This window comes from Planomonospora algeriensis (assembly GCF_977012225.1).
Map to the genome: position 1 here is coordinate 1 of NZ_CDRNDK010000005.1, position 15,805 is coordinate 15,805.

Genomic DNA, 15,805 nt, shown 5'->3' on the forward strand with positions numbered 1-15,805 from the left:
ATGGTCCGCCGGTACGTCGTCGGAGCTCGGCGCGGCGCCCTGCCGAGCGCCCCCTCGACGACCACGCCGAGGGCGGCGGCGCCCTGGGCGCGGAGCCGGGGACCGCCCATGGTCAGATGCCGCTCCGGGTAGCGCTCCCCGGCGGGGTCGAACGGCGTGACGTAGGTGCGGACGCCGCCGCCGTACACGCCGAGCCGCTCGCCCAGCACCTCGTTGAACCGGTCCTGGGCGCGCAGGTCCGCCAGCCGTACGACCAGGGCCGCCCCGGTGAGGGCGGCGGCCAGCCGGTCGGCGTGGGTGCGGCCGGCCTCGGGCCGCTGGGCGTCCACGGAGACGACCACGGCCGGGACCCGGCGGTGGGGATCGGCGAGCGTCCGGACGAACCGCTCCACCTCGGTCTCGTCGAGCACCACCGGCGCGTCCTCGACGTGCACGGCACCGTCGGTGATCCGGGCGGTGCGCAGGTACGCCGGGAGGAAACCGGGGGCGGTGACCGCCTCCGGCTCCCGGCCGCCGTGCTGCTCCACGGTGACGACGACCCACCCGGTCATGCCCTGCACCGACTCGGCGTAGATCACCTGCGTGCGCAGGATCCCGTCCGGGACCGGCTCGTCGAGCGTGTAACGGCCGCAGCCGCTGCCCCGGCGCTCCATGACCAGGCGGGCTCCGCCGGCCTCGTGGTCGGTCCGGGCCTGGGCCGCGCTCGCGGGAGGGAAGCCCTTCGCCTCGGTCCACTCGGAGAAGGTACGGCGCAGCCGGATCGAGATCGGCGGTTCCCGGTCACGCAGCACTGCCTGGTACAACCGCGTCACCTGAGATGCCATGTGCAGAACCGCCTTCGAACGGGGGGACGTACGGCGAGTGCTCCGCAGATCGGAGACGGAGCGAATCCGACGAGGACCTGCAGGGTTCACATAAGCGTAGGGTTACATCACCCTACGCGTCGATCGCGTCCACCGGGCCGGCGGTCCGCGGGATAGCGGCCGGCGAGGTCCCGCGCCGGACCATCGAAGGCGGTGACGAGGTCGTCGGCGATCCGCAGGACGGTGTCGCGGCCCTCGACGATCGCGGCCCAGTCGGCGGGCAGCGCGGCCTCGCCGTACGCCGCGCCGACGATGTTGCCGCAGACGGCGCCGGTGGAGTCGGCGTCGCCCGAGTGGTTGACCGACAGCAGCAGGGCCCGGCGCGGGTCCGGCTCGGCCAGGGCGCAGTAGACGGCGATGGCCAGCGCCTCCTCGGCGATCCAGGCCCCGCCCAGGGTCTCCACCTTCTCCGGTGCGGGGTGCCCGGCCTCCGCCAGCCGCCGGGCGGCGCGCAGCGCCTCGCGGGTCTCCCGGTGCTCGGGCCCGTGCCCGTCGAGGGCGGACAGCATCCGGTCGGTCGAGTCGACGGCCTCGGGCAGCGGGTCCCCGGCGACGAGCCGGCCGACGAGGTGGGCCAGGGCGCCGGAGGCGATCGCGGCGGTGGGATGGCCGTGGGTGAGGGGGGCGGCGGCGGTGGCCAGGCCGACCGGATCGGCCGGGTCGAGCGGGTCGGCCGGGACGAGCGGGTCGGCCGGGTCGGCTGCGGGGGACGGAGCCTGTGCACCGCGGAGGAGGCCGAAGGGGGCCGAGCGCATCACGGTGCCGCAGCCCTTGGAACCGGGGTTGACGGGCCCGTGCCCGAGGGGCGTCTCCGGCAGGGGAGGAGTGACCCCGGAGCGCAGGCCGGACAGGCAGGCGTTGCCGGGGGCGCGCCGGGCGTACAGCCACCGCTCGGTGCGCAGCCACCCGGTGCGGAAACCGCCGTCCTCGGCGGGCGGGGCCGTGTGGTTCTGGGTGTCGAGCCAGCGCAGGTAGGCATCCTGCACGGCTGCCAGGGGATCGCCGCCGTGCAGGCGGGCGCGGATCAGGCCCTCGGCGCTGAACAGGGTCATCTGGGTGTCGTCGGTGATCTCGTTCTCGATCATGCCGGCGAGCCCGGCCGGGCCGAACCGCGTCCGGATCTCCGTCAGGGACATGAACTCGACGGGGTTGCCGAGCGCGTCGCCGACGGCGCCGCCGAGCAGGCAGCCCCGGACGCGGGAAGGGTACGGGACGGTGGTCCTGGAGTCGTTCATGATCGGGGTCCTCGTCTGGGTTCGGCGGCGGGTGGGGAGGGCGCCGGTGCCTTCCGGGAGATGAAACCACGTGATGTCACCGGGTAGGTCCGACTAGCTCTATTGTGAACTAAATCCACAATATATACGCCGGTTTCCATGGAAAATAACGATTCGGTCCCCGGTCTAGTGATCATTATTCGCATCTGGTTGAATCTCGCCGCAAGTTATGACAAATCTCCTCGGAGGTCGTGTGCTGCCGTTGCACGGGGGCGATCCGCACCAGATCGGCTCCTACCGGATCGTCGGCCGTCTGGGCGCCGGCGGCATGGGCGTCGTCTACGCCGGAGTCGACGCCGCGGGCCGGCGGGTGGCCGTCAAGCTCGTGCACGAGGCGCTCTCGCTCGACCTGGAGTTCCGGCGGCGCTTCAGCCGGGAGATCCGGGTGCTCGGCGAGGTCCGGAGCGCGTGCGTCGCCGGAGTCCTCGGCTCCGATCCGGGCACCGAACGGCCGTGGCTGGCCACCGAGTTCATCGCCGGCCCGACGCTGGAGCAGCACGTGCAGACCGAGGGCCCGCTGTCCGGCGACGCCCTGTACGGCCTGGCGGCCGGGCTGGCCGAGGCGCTGGTGGCCATGCACGCGGCCGAGGTCGTGCACCGGGACCTCAAGCCGTCGAACGTGATCCTGGCCGCCGACGGCCCGAAACTGATCGACTTCGGCATCGCCAAGGTCCTGGACGGCAGCACGGTCACGCACACCGGCACCCTCATCGGCTCGCCGGGCTGGATCAGTCCCGAGGAGTACGGCGACGGCCCGGCGGGCACCCCCGCCGACGTGTACGGCTGGGCCCTGCTGGTGCTCTTCGCAGTCACCGGCGAGCAGCCGTACGGCACCGGCCGCCCGGAGGTGCTGGCCTACCGGATCCGCGAGGAGACCCCGGAGACCGGCGCCGTGCCCGAAGGGCTGCGCGAGCTGGTGGTGCGGGCCCTGGCCAAGGACCCGGCCGAGCGGCCGCCCGCCGAGGAGGTCCTGGCGGCGGTGACCGAGCTCTGGTGGGCGCGGTCGGGCGGGCGGGCGGAACTTCCCGCGGCCGACGTCACCGCGCTGATCCAGCACACCTGGGTGCTGCCCCGGAACGAGACGGCCGACTGGCCGGCGGCGCCGACTGCGGTGGCGACTGCGGTGGCGACCGTCATGGCGTCCGGACCGGACCTCGGCTCAGGACCGGACACGGGAGCGGTCCCCGCCCCGGCACCCGCGTCCTGGAGGCCGGGGCCGTCCTGGGTGCACGCCTACATCGCCACGGCGGTGGGCCTCACCCTGGTCGCGATCACCACGATCGTCGCGATCGCCGTCACCTCCTCCTTGGAACGCACCGATCCGGTGACGGAGCTTCAGGCGGCGCCTGCGGCGACCACCGCTCCGGCACAGGTGACTCGTTCTCCGGCTCCGGCGCCGATGGCGAGCTCGGCCTCTCCGAGATCCCCGGAGCCGGATGTATTCCGCTCCGGTGCCCCCGGGAGAAAGGTCGTATCGCTGCAGGGGATCGAGATGACTCTGCCCGGAGACTGGCGGTTGTTAGAGGTCAACGACGGCTACGCATGCGTCGAGTCGCCGAACTCCCGCGGGACGAGCGGACCGTGGGACTGGCCCTGCCGCCCCGACTCGATGGCGATCGACCTTGATTCCGGTGCCGATGAATGGCCGGGTTACTCCATCGAGGACGAGGAGTACGGCTTCATGATCGGTCAGGATATGCCCTGCCTGGTGGGAGGCGGCGTGGTACGTGCGCCGAACGGCGCACGGTACGAGGCCGCGGACCCCTCCAGTTCGCGGCTGAGCGAATCGGGCCTGACTCGGATGGCGGATGGGAGGAAGGCTTTCTACCGTGAATGGCTGGTCAGTTGCGAGGCCAATGTGGCGTACACGATGAAGGTTTGGCATCTGCCCCAGTCCAGAGTCTCCTTTTATGTACTCAGCGAGCACGCGGAAGACGCCAGAAACCACAAGAAGATCATCGCCTCCATCGACCTCACCGGTTACCGATACGCGGCCCCGCTCTGAGCGGGCCGGTGGGATCGACCGGCCCGTCTGGAATGCCGGATCACCTGGCCATCTGGATTTCCAGCTCCCGCGGGCCGTACGAGGCGGTCGAGGGAGGGGCCGTGCGATCCGGCGGCCGTCGACTTTGGTCGCGCAGCGCCCGTCCGAAGTCCGATGTGCGCCGTACACCGGATTCCTAGCATCGAGGGCATGACCCAGACCACGGCGCCGGTGTCCAGGCGCATCCACGAGATCGACGCCGTACGGGGCTTCGCGCTGGGCGGCATCCTGGTCGCGAACATCGGCTTCCTCGCCGACCCCGGATACGCCTTCGGCATCGGCACCCTGCCCATCAGCGAAGGCCCCGTCGCCCTCGTCGTCAGCACCCTGGTGCTGACCAAGTTCTACGTGATCTTCTCGTTCCTGTTCGGCTACTCCTTCACCCTGCAGATGCGCTCGTGGGGCGAGAAGGTCAAGTCCCGCATGGTCCGCCGCTGCCTGGGCCTGTTCGTCCTGGGCGTGGCGCACGGGCTCCTGTTCTGGATCGGCGACATCCTCACCCTCTACGCCGCGCTCGGCCTCCTGCTGCTGACGATGCGCGGCATCAGGCCCAGGACCGCCGTCAAGGCCGGCTGCTGGATCATCGGCGTGATGTCGGCGTTCTGGCTCCTGCTGGCCGGGCTCGTCCTGCTCGATCCGAGCGGCGCGGCGGCCCCGATCCCCGACACGGCCGCCGCGGCGCGGGCCGAGGCGCTGGTCACCGGCGGGCCGCTGGACTTCCTGCGGTTCCAGGTCGAGACCTACCCGATGCTCGCGGCGTTCGTGTGGCTCGGCCAGGGCCCGATGGCGATGGCGCTGTTCCTGTTCGGGCTGGCGGCCGGGAAGTCGCGCCTGCTGGAGGAGCGGGAGCGCTGGGCCCACCTGGTGCCCCGGATCCTGTGGCTGGGCTACGGTGTCGGCCTGCCCGCCGGGGTCTTCTTCACCTGGTCGTCCCAGACGGGCGGTGCCATGGAACTGGTCGGCCTGGCGGTCAACAACGTGGCCTCCCCGCTGCTGTCGGCCGCCTACGTGGTCACCCTGCTGGCGCTGGTCGAGCGGTTCCCCGCGGTCGGCGGGGCGCTGGCCCCGGCCGGCCGGGTCGCGGCCTCCAACTACATCGGCCAGTCGGTGCTGGCCTGCCTGATCTTCACCGGGTACGGCCTGGCGCTGGCGGGGAAGCTGCCCCCGATCGCGGTGATGGGCGTGGCCGCGGTGATCTACGCGCTCCTGCTGGCGCTGAGCGCCTGGTGGCTGCGCCGCCACCGGCAGGGCCCGGTCGAATGGGTGCTGAGACGCGTCACCCTGCTCTCCGCGGCTCCGCAGAACCCTCGCTGATCGAAGGGAAACCTCCTTCGCGCTCCGAGGACCGCGGGATACCCTCTGTCGATTCGACTCCACAGATCGACATGCCGGTGATCGACATGCGGGTGGAGGCGGAACGGATCGGCCGCGCGGAAGGACGACATGCCATGGATTGGAAACTCGAAGTGGTGCCGGTTCCGGTGACGGACGTGGACCGGGCGAAGGACTTCTACGCCGAAGGACTCGGCTTCGCCCTCGACCTCGACATCCAGGTGGGCGAAGCCCGTATGGTGCAGCTGACACCCCCGGGGTCGGGCTGCTCGATCCACCTGAACACCGGGATCGCCGGCCCGCCGCCGGGCTCGCTGCAGGGCCTGCAGATCGTCGTGCCCGACATCGAGGCCGCCCGCGCCGGACTGGCCGGGCGCGGCGTGGAGGTCAGCGGGGTCCGGCACTACGGCGAGGACGGCGCCCTGGCCGACGGCCCGGGCGGCAGATGGAACTCGTTCGTCTTCTTCTCCGACCCCGACGGCAACGGCTGGGTCCTGCAGGAGCGCCCCGCCGACGAGTGACGCCGGGCTCCGGCAGGGGATCCTCGGAGCGCCGGCGCCGCGAGCTGGAACAGCGCCCTCCACACGCCCCGCTCCACTCGGATCCGGTCGCCCCCGACCTGGCGGGATCCACGGAGTACGGCCTGCTAGAAGGGCGGCTCGTCGTCCTCCGGCCCGGCGAGCGCGCCGGTGACCGCCTCGACCCGGCTGGTCGTGCAGCCCGGCGACTCCAGGATCTCGCCGGTGACCGGGTCGATCACCAGGCCGTCGACCGTCATGAAGGGCCCCTCGTCCGCCCGGGAGGCGTCGCCGCACCAGCGGGAGACGGGGCAGAACCGGCACCAGGGCCCCGGGTTCGCCCGGAAGGCGGTGTCCCGGTGCCAGGGACCGGCCAGTTCCGCCAGGACGGCCCGCGCGGCGGCGACCACCCCGGGGTCGGCCGCGTCGAGTTCGATCACCGTGCCCGACGCCGGGGTGAGCTGCTCCAGCTCGACGGTCCCGGCGGTGTCCCCGAAGACGCCGCCCGCGATCAGGCAGACCGCCAGGGCGAGCTGCGGGACCAGCTCCAGGGCGTTCTCCGCGGTGATGCCGCGGTCCGTCAGCGAGGTCTTCTGCTCCCGGTAGACCAGGCGGCCGTCCACCCGGCGCAGCAGGTCCGGATTCGCGACGACCACGACGTCGGCCGCGGAGTCGTAGGCGGCCACCCTCGGCTCCGGCGCGACGCCGGTGATCTCCCCGGGACCGCGCAGCGGGCACACGTCCACGTGCTGGACCAGGTAGGGCCAGATCTGCTGGTATTCGCCCGGGCTCATCACCTGCTCGGCCAGGCCGTGGAAACTCCCGGTGGGGTCGGGCAGGTCGTCGAGCGTGCACGGCCGATTCCCCGGCCTGCCGTGGGCGGTCTCCAGCCACTGGTGCACCAGCAGCCCGCGCCGGACCGCCGAGCCCTCGGCCTCCTCCGCAGGCAGGTGCAGGTCGCGCAGGTGCGACTGGGCGGGGCAGACCTGGTACTGCCGGGCCGTGGTGACCGACCAGGTACGGCGGTGCGTCCCGGGGCCGGGCAGCCCGAGCAGCCCCGGCGTCCGGGCGAGCGCCTCGCAGGATCCGAACAGCCTGCACTCGGCGCAGCCGGACCCGGGGGCACGGCGGTCGTCGGCCAGCAGGCGCGCGGCCACCGGCCGGACGGAGGCCAGGTACGCCTGCCGTACCTCCTCGGGGGCCGCGTCGATGAGCACCCGGGCGTCGGCGTCGGTGAGGCCCATCTCGACCACCCGGATCCGCTGTGGCCGCACCCCGCCGTGCTCGACCGGGATGGGAACGGACTGGTAGACGTCGCGGGGGTCGACGACCCGGTCCCCGGCCGCCGCGACGTACGCCATGGCGAGCGTGGAGTGGTCGCTGCTCCGTCCCGTCGGGCGGCGCAGCCGCAGCCGGCGGAACTCGACGACCGAGCCGTCCGGCGAGGCGTACCAGCGGCCCCACGCGGTCAGCGCGCGCATCTCCACCGCCGAGGCGCCCCGCGTGCCGTGCTGCACGACCCGGGGCCGCCTGTCCAGGTGGAGCTCGACCCCCTCGGCGGCCAGCTCCGCGGCCAGGCTCTCCGACGTCTCCACGTACGTGCGGCAGGCGTGCCGGACCCAGCGGGCCACACCCCGGTGCACCGGATCGCGGCTCTCTTCGACCGCCATCCCGGCCGCGACGTCCGGGTCGTAGCCGTCGCACTCGACGAAGTCCAGCGCCGAGACGACCAGGCCGAGCGGGAAGGAGGCCCACGGCGGGTAGCGCCGCCGGTCGCGGACCACCGGCCGCATCGCGGCGTAGGCCTTCGCGGCGGCGGACGCGGGGCAGTCCCGCTCGCGGCGGTCGAGAGCGCTCGCCGACAGCCGGACGACGTCCGGGTTGCCGGTGAGCTCAGTGTGCAAGGGCATCGGGTCTCCTGGGGGGATCACGGTCCGTAAGATCTATAGCACCTCTTGCAGCTGTGCCGGGGTTCCCTTGGGGAGGAAGTGCGGGAAACACAGGCGTGGCAGTGAGGTGGGCCGAGCGGTTCCTCGCTGACCGTCGGGACGGCCGTCTTCAAGGGCGGAGCCGTGATCCGCGTCCATGGGGAGATGCGCCCGTCGGGCTATGTGATCATGCAGCCCACCATCGGAACGGTGGTCTAGTCGGCGGGTTCGGCCAATTCCTCCGCCCTGCGCCGTGCCTCCTCGGCGGGCCGCTGCCGTCCGAGGGCGGTGAGCACGTCACCCAGCCGCCGGAGCGACCCGGCCAGGACCGGCCGGAACCGCCCGGGGTCCGCGGCGGCCAGCCGCTCACGGACGGACACGGCCCGCCCCGCCGCCTCCAGGGCCTCGATCGGGCGGCCGCAGGCCATCAGGTAGCCGGAGAGGTCGCTGAGGAGCACTCCGAGTTCCGGAAAGTGCGGGTCGCGGTCGTCGCCGGCGATCGGCTCGAGGAGCGCGACGCCGCGCCGGGCCAGCCGTACGGCCTCCTCGGGACGGCCCAGCTCGGCCCGGCACCAGGCGAGCCGGTCCAGGCAGAAGGCGTGCAGGCCCGGCACCTCGGGGATCGCGGCGGCCAGCTCCACGGCCCGCTCGACGGTCGCGGCCGCCTCCTCGATCCGATCCACTCCGGTCAGCAGGCCGCCCAGATCGACCAGGGCCTCGGCCAGCTCGACGCCGGGTTCCCCGCGCGCCTCGGCCACCTTGACCCGGATCGAGGCGGCGTGCACGGCCCGGTCGAACCTGCCGAGCACCGACGCGTAGTCGGAGGCCCTGCGCAGGGAGAGCACCAGGTCGTCCCGGAACGCCTCCGCGTCCATGCCGTACAGGCGGTGCCGGATGCCCACGGCGCGGTCGGCCGCCTCCCACGCTCGCTCCAGGTCGCCCAGGGCCTCGTGGTAGCCGGCGAGGTTGTGCAGCACGACGGCGAGGTTCCGCAGGTGCCGGGGCTCGTCGGCGATCAGCCTGTCGTAGCAGGCCACGGCGCGGGTCGCGGCGTCCCGGGCGCGTTCGTCCCGGCCGAGCTCGTGCAGCCGTACGGCCAGACCGTTGAGGGAGTTGGCCAGTTCGTGCCGGAGATCGGCCCGCTCGTAGAGCTCGACGGACCTCTGCGCGGCCGCCGCGGCCTCCTCGGTCCTGCCCAGCGCGCCGAGCTTGTTGGCCAGGTTGTTCCAGGCGCCGCCCAGCGGGCCCCGATAGGTCTCCGGGTCCTGCGCGGCGAGCTCCTGCCAGAGCTCCAGCGCCTCCCGGTCGGCCCGTTCGGCCTCCTCGTGGCGGCCGCACCCGGCCAGGCTGCTGCCCAGGTGGCCCTTCGCCCGGGCCAGGCACTCCCGGTCGCCGGAGGTCTCCGCGGCGTTCACGGCCCGCTCGGCGTTGCGCAGGGCGAGTTCGTACCGCCCGCAGCGGAAGTCCAGCTCCGCCAGCCAGCCCAGCAGACCGGCCTGCGGGGTGGTCCAGTCCGGGTCGTCCCTGACCAGGAGCTTGTAGAGGCGGGCGGCCACGGCGGCGACCGCCGCGGCCTCGGTGAGGCGCCCCTCGCCGGCGAGCAGCTGCGACAGGTGCTGGAGCGCCGGGGCCAGCTCTCCCCGGAGCGGCTCGGAGTTCGGTACCGCCGCCAGATACGCCTCCTTGGCCTCCATCAGCCGGCCTCGCTCGATGAGCCGCCCGCCGTAGGAGATCCAGGCCAGAGGCCGGACCAGACCGCTGTCGGGTCCCAGCTCCTCCGCGATCCGTACGGCCTGCACCGCGGCTTCCAGGGCCTCGTCGTCCCGGTCGGCGGCCGAGAGCGGGTCGGACATCAGCTGGAGGGCCAGCGCCAGGAACGGCAGGTGGCCGCGGTCCTCCTCGACCAGCTCCCGGTAGGCCGCGATCGCTTCCATGCCGGGCTCCAACGCCTCCTCGCCGCGGTCGAGCCGGAGCAGTGCGCTCGCCCGGTCGCGCAGGGCGAGCGCCAGCCGGGACCGGAACTGCGGGAACTCGGTGGACAACTCCCGCATCAGCCCGATGGCGAGGTCGCACGCCTCCAGCGCCTCATCGGCCTCTCCGCCCCGCATGAGCAGGTCGAACAGCTCATGGCAGGTCAGCGCCACATCCGGACGGTAGCGGGGACCGGAGCGCAGGCAGACGTCGTAGTAGCGCAGCGCGTCCCGCTTGGCCGCGGCGGCCTCGGCCACCCTGCCGAGCTCGGCCAGACTGGTGCCGCAGTCGCGTACGGCCCGCGCGTACAGGCCACAGAAGACCTCGCCGTCGGCGACGTGCGGGCGAAGCACGGACGCGGCCTCCTCGGACACCTCCAATGCCTCCTCCCACCGCTGCTGACGGGTGAGGATCTCGCCGAGCATGCCGAGGGCATCGGCGTACTTCAGCGGGTCGGTGAGGGCGAACGGCTGCCGCAGGGCGACGATCACCCGCCAGGCGGCCTCCCAGTCGGCCGCCCGGCCGCGCTGCTGGAAAGCCTCGGCGAGCCTGAGGACCTCGGAGACGAGCGACTGGACGACGCTCTGCGGATCATCGAGCAGGCCGGGAAGGGACGGCTGGACCTCGAGACCGGCGGCCTCCGCCCGCCTCAGGAGATCGTGCAGGGGCTCGACGATCCAGGGGAGGTGGGCATGGGCCGCTTCGAGATCCATGAGTCCTTCGCAAACATCATCAAAGGTGACGGTGAGGGAAATACTGCCCTATATCCGGTCCTGGCGGAACGGTCCAAGGGTGTCGGTCGCGGGCCGCTCCGGCGGCGAGGACCGGTCGCGGAAGGCCCGTCATGCGTCTCCGCTGCGGAGGTAAGAGCTTGTTGCGCTGGTCGGAAACAGTCAATCACCATGTGAATAGATGACACAAGTAGTAATTCTCGTCTTTTGATGGAGCGGGCCGGACAGTTGACGACCGGCGGCAGGGATCGCTACGGTCCCGGCAGGTCACGAGTTTCAGCGCCAAGCCCCGGCTCGCTGGACGGCACCCCGCTCGCCGCGGGTGCCCCGGGTGACGACCTGCTCCATGCGCGGTGCGTGGAGAACGGCGGATCACCGGAGTCGTCGGCCACCGGGGTCCGAACCCGGATCCTGGAGATGCCCTGTGCCCACTCCCCGCGACCCGTTGCCCCGCTACCGTCGCCGCCCCAGTTGCAAGGTCGAGTCCGGCCTCGCGGCCACCGTCGTCCAGGAGCGCGTCCTCCGCGCGGGCGACGGCTTCTTCCGGTACGGCGAGTGCCACGGTGCACCCCACGCGGAGCACGTCCGCCTGGCGTGGGAGTTCCGCGTCGCCTCCCGGTACGGCGTCGCGCACCCGTCCGAGGGCCACCCCGGATCCGGAAAGTGACATGTGCGGAGCTGACTTCCCTGAGGACGCCCGCGCGTACCCGATGCTGGACCGGCTGGTCCGCACCTGTCTGGCCGGTTGGCTGGAGGCGGCCGGCCTGCTGGACGAGGCCGGCGGGCTCCGTGACCTGAGACCGATCCGGGACGCCGAAACCGCGTGGGCGGCTCGCATGGTGATCGATCAGACGGTCGACCGTATGCCGGGCCTGTCCGTACCGGGGCGATCGGAGGGCTTCGTTCTTCATGGGATCGCCGGTCGAGCGGCGGGACGTGTGGCCGACTCCGTACTCGCCTCCGCGGCGGACGGACTCCTGGACGGTGATCTCCGTCACCGGGTTCACCGCCTGGTCAGGGACGCGGCCTTCCGGGTGGCCCTCGATGGGATCAGATCCGGTAGCGGCCGAGTGCGGGACCAGGAGATCACCGCTCGCCGGGCCCGTGGCGCCCTCGCCTCCGTCGCCGCGACCCTCCGGTGATCCGCGGCCGTGACCGCCGGTGGCCCGGGCGTGGCGGAGGGCCGCTGGTTCACACTTCGCGGACTGATGGTGGCCGTTCGCTGACAGGATCCCGTCGTGGTGATTCAGGTGGCGGTGTGCGGTCCGCGTGACTGCACGAGCGAAGACGGGTCCAACGCCCGCGAGGTCGGACGGCTGCTGGCGGAGCGCGGCGCGGTGGTGATCTGCGGCGGTTACACCGGGGTCATGGCCGCCGTGGCGGCCGGGGCCCGATCGGCGGGCGGGACGGTGGTGGGCGTCCTGTCCGGGGCGGACCGGGCGGACGCCTGCCCCGACCTGTCCGTCGTGATCCCGACCGGCGCCGGGGAGGCGCGCAACGCCATCATCGTCAACTCGGGTGACGCCGTGATCGTCATCGGCGGGTCGTGGGGCACGCTGTCGGAGCTGGCGCTCGCGATGCGCCGGGGCGGCGTCCCCGTGGTCCAGCTCGGTGGCTGGCGGGTCCTGGACCGCGACGGGCGTCCGGTCGGCGGCGTCGCGCACGCTTCGACGCCGGAGGAGGCGCTGGCGCTGACCGGGCTCTGGCCCGACCGGCCCCGGCCCGGCCGATGACCTCCCGGACGGGCCGGGACCGGCGACGCGCCGGGGCGGCTCCTCATTTGTCCAAAGTCCAAAGCCCGTCCAAAGCCGCAGTTCTGGACAGAGATCGGTTGGTCGGACCGGGAGCGGCGGGCAAGCTGGCGGAGATCCCGGCGCCCGCGGTCCCCGACCGCGACCGCGCCTTCCCGTGCCGGTCGCCGAACCGGCCGGGCCGTGTCAGAAAACGAAGGAAGCCATCTTGAAGTACAGGAAACTGGCGCCTGCCGTGGCCGCTCTCGCCGTGTTGTGCGCCCCGTCCGTCGCCGCCGCCGGCACCGCGGAGACCTCCGCCGACGTGCACAGGAAGTCCGCCGCGTGCGCGTCGCCCAGTGGAGAGAAGATCAATGTCTCCTGGGGCGACGGCAACGTGACCACCACCGTCTACTACAACAACCACTGCAACCAGAAGCGCGCGGTCAAGCTGCAGTTCGTCCGGGAGAACGGAACGATCTTCTACAAGTGCTTCACCGTCGGCGCCAAGAGCAAGGGCAGCAAGAAGATCGATCACAGCATGCCCAACAAGGTGACGCTGCCCGGCAGCTGCTAGCGCCTGTTTCAGAAGCAGGCCGGCTCACCCGGGGCCCGCACCGAAACGGATGCGCCGTCTCGGCGCGGTGACCGCATTCATCAGATCATACTCATCGGATGAGGAGACCTTCATGTCCGCGTACTCCCGTAGGACGAACCTGCGCACCCGCGCCGCCGTCGTCGTGGCCGCCTCCCTCGCCGCCGCCGGTCTCGGCGTCGGCACCGCGGCTCCGGCGTCGGCGGACGTCCACCGCGGGGTCGCCGGTTGCTTCGCCTGGTCGTGGGGGGACGGCAACACCTCCGTGACGGTGTACTGGCACAACCGGTGCGACAACAAGCGCAAGCTGAAGATCAAGTACAGCCTGGGCTGGACCACCAAGTCGTACACGGCTGTCGTCGGGGCCGACGGGAAGGGGCACAAGAAGTTCCAGACCGCCTCGATCGTGTCCATCACCGACGGAGGCCGCGCCTGACATCGCGCGGCCGGTCTTGAGGGGTACGGCGCAGCGCACGCCGTACCCCTCCGCCACTCCTCCGCCGGGGCGTCCACGGGGCGTCCACGAGGGGTCCGCGGCGACCCCGCGCGGCGGCGACACCGCGGACGGGCACGGCGAAGCATCCCGACGGATTCCGGTAATCTCCTCGATTCGGAAACGTGTTGCCGGAAAGGGTTGCGCCGATCCGCAGGTGCGGATGCAGTGCGGCGTCGACCAGAACGGGTGGGGGATGCCGGAGTCACCGGACGTGCGCAGGTCACCGGATTCGCTCCGGGAGAAGCCGGGGGCGCGGCGGGGACGGAGGCCCGCTCGGCCCGATCCGGAGTCCGGCCCGGTGGCGCTGCTCGCGCACCGGCTCTGGGAGCTCAAGGAGAGAGCGGGCGACCCGTCCTTCGCGGAGATGTCCTCCCGCCTGGGGGCGGCGGCCTCGAAGTCGTCGCTGGCGGCCGCCGCCCAGGGGCGGACACTCCCGAGCTGGGAGACGACGTGGGAGTTCGTCCGGGTCCTCGCGGTCGACCTCCTGGGGCAGGAGGAGCGGGAGACCGAGCGGGAGTGGCGGGCGTACTGGGAGCAGGCCAGGGCCGAGAGCCTGCCGGGTTCCTCCACGACGGAGGACGGGCCGTCGGGGAACGGGCCGGTGGGAGACGGGCCTGTAGGGAACGGGCCCGCTCCGGACGCACGACCGTTCCGCATGGGCAGGTCGGCCGTCCTGAGCCTGCTGTCCGCCGTTCTCGCGGGCGGCGCCGGCGCGCTGGTCATCCTGTTCTCGCCGCTCGACGGCGAGAACGCGGGGGAGAGCGCCGCATCGCACGAGCCGCCGGCATGGACGGCGGAGTCGCGCGACGACTCGATCTTCGAGGGGGACGTCACGTATCCGGACGGGACCGAGGTGCGCAGGGGGAGACCCTTCACCAAGGTGTGGCGGATCCGCAACGCCGGAGCGATTCCCTGGCAGGGGCGGTACCTTACCCGGATCAACACCGCTCCGTGCCGTGCTCCCGAGCGGGTCGAGATCGAGCCGACCGATCCGGGTGAGGCCGTCGAGATCGCGGTGCGCGTCCGCGCCGCCGACCGCCCGGCCCGATGCAAGATCTTCTGGAAGATGACCAGTGCGGACGGGACTCCGCTGTTCGCCGGGAAGAAACCGATCTTCCTTGACGTCAGCGTGAAATGACGCGGGACCACCACCGCAGGACGGGCCCGGCGGATCCGGGCGGGGCTCTTCCTCGGCCGGTGGCCGCCTGCTGCTGACAGGACATCTGCGTGAGGTTCGGGATCACCTGGCGTGGGCGATCTTCGAGGATGCACAATCACTGGTGTGAAGGCATATGTCGGCGTGACCGATGCCGAGTGGTACCGCTTCCTGGCCGCCCGTCCCGGGGTGAGCGAGGTCAACTTCTGGCGTCCGTCGAGCGCTCGGGGGTTCAAGGTCCTCAGCCACGGCGAGCCGTTCTTCTTCAAGAGCCACTATCCGCACAACCGCGTGGTCGGCGGCGGCTTCTACAGCGGCTTCGCCCAGCTCCGGGTCTCGGAGGCGTGGGAGTTCTTCGGCGAGGGCAACGGCGCGGCGAGTCTGGCGGAGCTGCGCAGGCGCGTCGGCCGCTACCGCAGCGAGCCGATGGGGCCCGGCGACGATCCGGTGATCGGCTGCGTCATCGTCCGTGACGTCTGCTTCTTCCCCGAGGGAGCCGACGCGGGAACGCCGCCGGACTTCGCCTCCAACATCGTCCAGGGCAAGGGCTACGATCTGGCGGTCCACCCCGAAGCGGCTTACTTCCACGGTCTGCTCGACCGCATGGGCATCGGTGTGGAGGTCGACCTGTCGGAGCCGTGGCACCTCGACGGCCCGGTCTACGGCGATCCGCGGCTGGCTCCCCGGCGGCTCGGCCAGCGGGCGTTCCAGGCCGTCGTCCTGCAGGCCTACGAGCGGCGCTGCGCCGTCACCGGGGACAAGATCCGGCCGGTCCTGGAGGCGGCCCACATCCGTCCCGTCGCCGCCGGAGGCCAGCACCGCCTGGACAACGGGCTGCTGCTCCGCTCGGACGTGCACACCCTGTTCGACCGCGGTTACCTGGCGGTGGACCCGAAGTACCGGCTCCGGGTCAGCCCCCGGCTGCGGGAGGAGTTTGGCAACGGCGAGGAGTTCTACCGGCGGGCGGGAACGCAGATCGCCCTCCCGCACCAGCGCCGCGACCGGCCCGCCGCCGAGGTCCTGGAATGGCACCTCGACGAGGTCTTCCTCGCCTCCTGAGCGTGACCGGACGTATCCGGGCCCTGCCGCGTCCGTGACGGTCGTTCACCAGGCGAGGGAATACGACGGCCGCGCGCTATAGACGATGATCGGCTGGCTGCTTTCCCG

The 15,805-nt window shown here is 72.2% G+C and carries 13 protein-coding genes and 1 riboswitch; of the genes, 9 read left to right on the forward strand and 4 right to left on the reverse strand.

Going from position 1 to position 15,805, the window contains the following annotated elements:
• Positions 1-824: hypothetical protein (locus ACWJ6R_RS01125; RefSeq protein ID WP_449060400.1), on the reverse strand; the 824-nt coding region annotated here is incomplete at its 3' end.
• 107 nt (positions 825-931) lie between these two features.
• Positions 932-2,098 (reverse strand): ADP-ribosylglycohydrolase family protein, encoded by a 1,167-nt coding sequence (locus tag ACWJ6R_RS01130; protein ID WP_449060401.1) that lies wholly within the window; start codon positions 2,096-2,098, stop codon positions 932-934.
• 232 nt (positions 2,099-2,330) lie between these two features.
• Here ACWJ6R_RS01130 and ACWJ6R_RS01135 point away from each other — a divergent pair, with 232 nt between their 5' ends.
• The 3 genes from ACWJ6R_RS01135 (at position 2,331) to ACWJ6R_RS01145 (ending at position 6,034) form a co-directional block, all read left to right on the forward strand.
• Positions 2,331-4,142, forward strand: coding sequence for a serine/threonine protein kinase (locus ACWJ6R_RS01135; protein ID WP_449060402.1), 1,812 nt, complete (start codon positions 2,331-2,333; stop codon positions 4,140-4,142).
• Positions 4,143-4,331: 189 nt separating this feature from the next.
• Positions 4,332-5,495: a DUF418 domain-containing protein gene (locus ACWJ6R_RS01140; RefSeq protein WP_449060403.1), complete on the forward strand. Its 1,164-nt coding sequence runs from the start codon at positions 4,332-4,334 to the stop codon at positions 5,493-5,495.
• 134 nt (positions 5,496-5,629) lie between these two features.
• Positions 5,630-6,034, forward strand: a complete 405-nt coding sequence (locus tag ACWJ6R_RS01145; RefSeq protein ID WP_449060404.1) for a VOC family protein — start codon at positions 5,630-5,632, stop codon at positions 6,032-6,034.
• A gap of 125 nt (positions 6,035-6,159) precedes the next feature.
• On the opposite strand, the gene ACWJ6R_RS01150 is transcribed toward ACWJ6R_RS01145, so the two are convergent.
• Complete coding sequence (locus ACWJ6R_RS01150) at positions 6,160-7,941, reverse strand: PD-(D/E)XK nuclease family protein (RefSeq protein ID WP_449060405.1); 1,782 nt, start codon at positions 7,939-7,941, stop codon at positions 6,160-6,162.
• Between the two features lie 233 nt (positions 7,942-8,174).
• Positions 8,175-10,643, reverse strand: coding sequence for a tetratricopeptide repeat protein (locus ACWJ6R_RS01155; protein WP_449060406.1), 2,469 nt, complete (start codon positions 10,641-10,643; stop codon positions 8,175-8,177).
• 283 nt (positions 10,644-10,926) lie between these two features.
• Positions 10,927-11,035, forward strand: a riboswitch (SAM riboswitch).
• Between the two features lie 50 nt (positions 11,036-11,085).
• Between ACWJ6R_RS01155 and ACWJ6R_RS01160 the strand changes: the two genes are divergently transcribed.
• From ACWJ6R_RS01160 to ACWJ6R_RS01185, 6 genes are all read left to right on the forward strand, one after another.
• Entirely contained in the window at positions 11,086-11,328 is a 243-nt protein-coding gene (locus ACWJ6R_RS01160) for a hypothetical protein (protein WP_449060407.1), read from the forward strand.
• A 571-nt stretch (positions 11,329-11,899) separates the two neighbouring features.
• On the forward strand, positions 11,900-12,394 hold the full coding sequence (locus ACWJ6R_RS01165) for an SLOG cluster 4 domain-containing protein (RefSeq protein WP_449060408.1): 495 nt from the start codon (positions 11,900-11,902) through the stop codon (positions 12,392-12,394).
• Between the two features lie 226 nt (positions 12,395-12,620).
• Positions 12,621-12,968, forward strand: coding sequence for a hypothetical protein (locus tag ACWJ6R_RS01170; RefSeq protein ID WP_449060409.1), 348 nt, complete (start codon positions 12,621-12,623; stop codon positions 12,966-12,968).
• 112 nt (positions 12,969-13,080) lie between these two features.
• On the forward strand, positions 13,081-13,422 hold the full coding sequence (locus ACWJ6R_RS01175; protein ID WP_449060410.1) for a hypothetical protein: 342 nt from the start codon (positions 13,081-13,083) through the stop codon (positions 13,420-13,422).
• 358 nt (positions 13,423-13,780) lie between these two features.
• Positions 13,781-14,620: an NBR1-Ig-like domain-containing protein gene (locus tag ACWJ6R_RS01180; protein ID WP_449060411.1), complete on the forward strand. Its 840-nt coding sequence runs from the start codon at positions 13,781-13,783 to the stop codon at positions 14,618-14,620.
• Positions 14,621-14,764: 144 nt separating this feature from the next.
• Positions 14,765-15,697 carry an HNH endonuclease gene (locus ACWJ6R_RS01185; protein ID WP_449060412.1) on the forward strand — a complete coding sequence of 311 codons (933 nt, stop codon included), beginning with the start codon at positions 14,765-14,767 and terminating at the stop codon, positions 15,695-15,697.
• Positions 15,698-15,805 lie beyond the last annotated feature (108 nt).

What these genes read in the sequence shown, in the direction of transcription:
- ACWJ6R_RS01175 (WP_449060410.1), top strand. Translation starts at nt 13,081, where the DNA reads ATGTCCGCGTACTCCCGTAGGACGAACCTGCGCACCCGCGCCGCCGTC.
- ACWJ6R_RS01140 (WP_449060403.1), top strand. Translation starts at nt 4,332, where the DNA reads ATGACCCAGACCACGGCGCCGGTGTCCAGGCGCATCCACGAGATCGAC.
- ACWJ6R_RS01155 (WP_449060406.1), bottom strand. Translation starts at nt 10,643, where the DNA reads ATGGATCTCGAAGCGGCCCATGCCCACCTCCCCTGGATCGTCGAGCCC.
- ACWJ6R_RS01130 (WP_449060401.1), bottom strand. Translation starts at nt 2,098, where the DNA reads ATGAACGACTCCAGGACCACCGTCCCGTACCCTTCCCGCGTCCGGGGC.
- ACWJ6R_RS01145 (WP_449060404.1), top strand. Translation starts at nt 5,630, where the DNA reads ATGGATTGGAAACTCGAAGTGGTGCCGGTTCCGGTGACGGACGTGGAC.
- ACWJ6R_RS01150 (WP_449060405.1), bottom strand. Translation starts at nt 7,941, where the DNA reads ATGCCCTTGCACACTGAGCTCACCGGCAACCCGGACGTCGTCCGGCTG.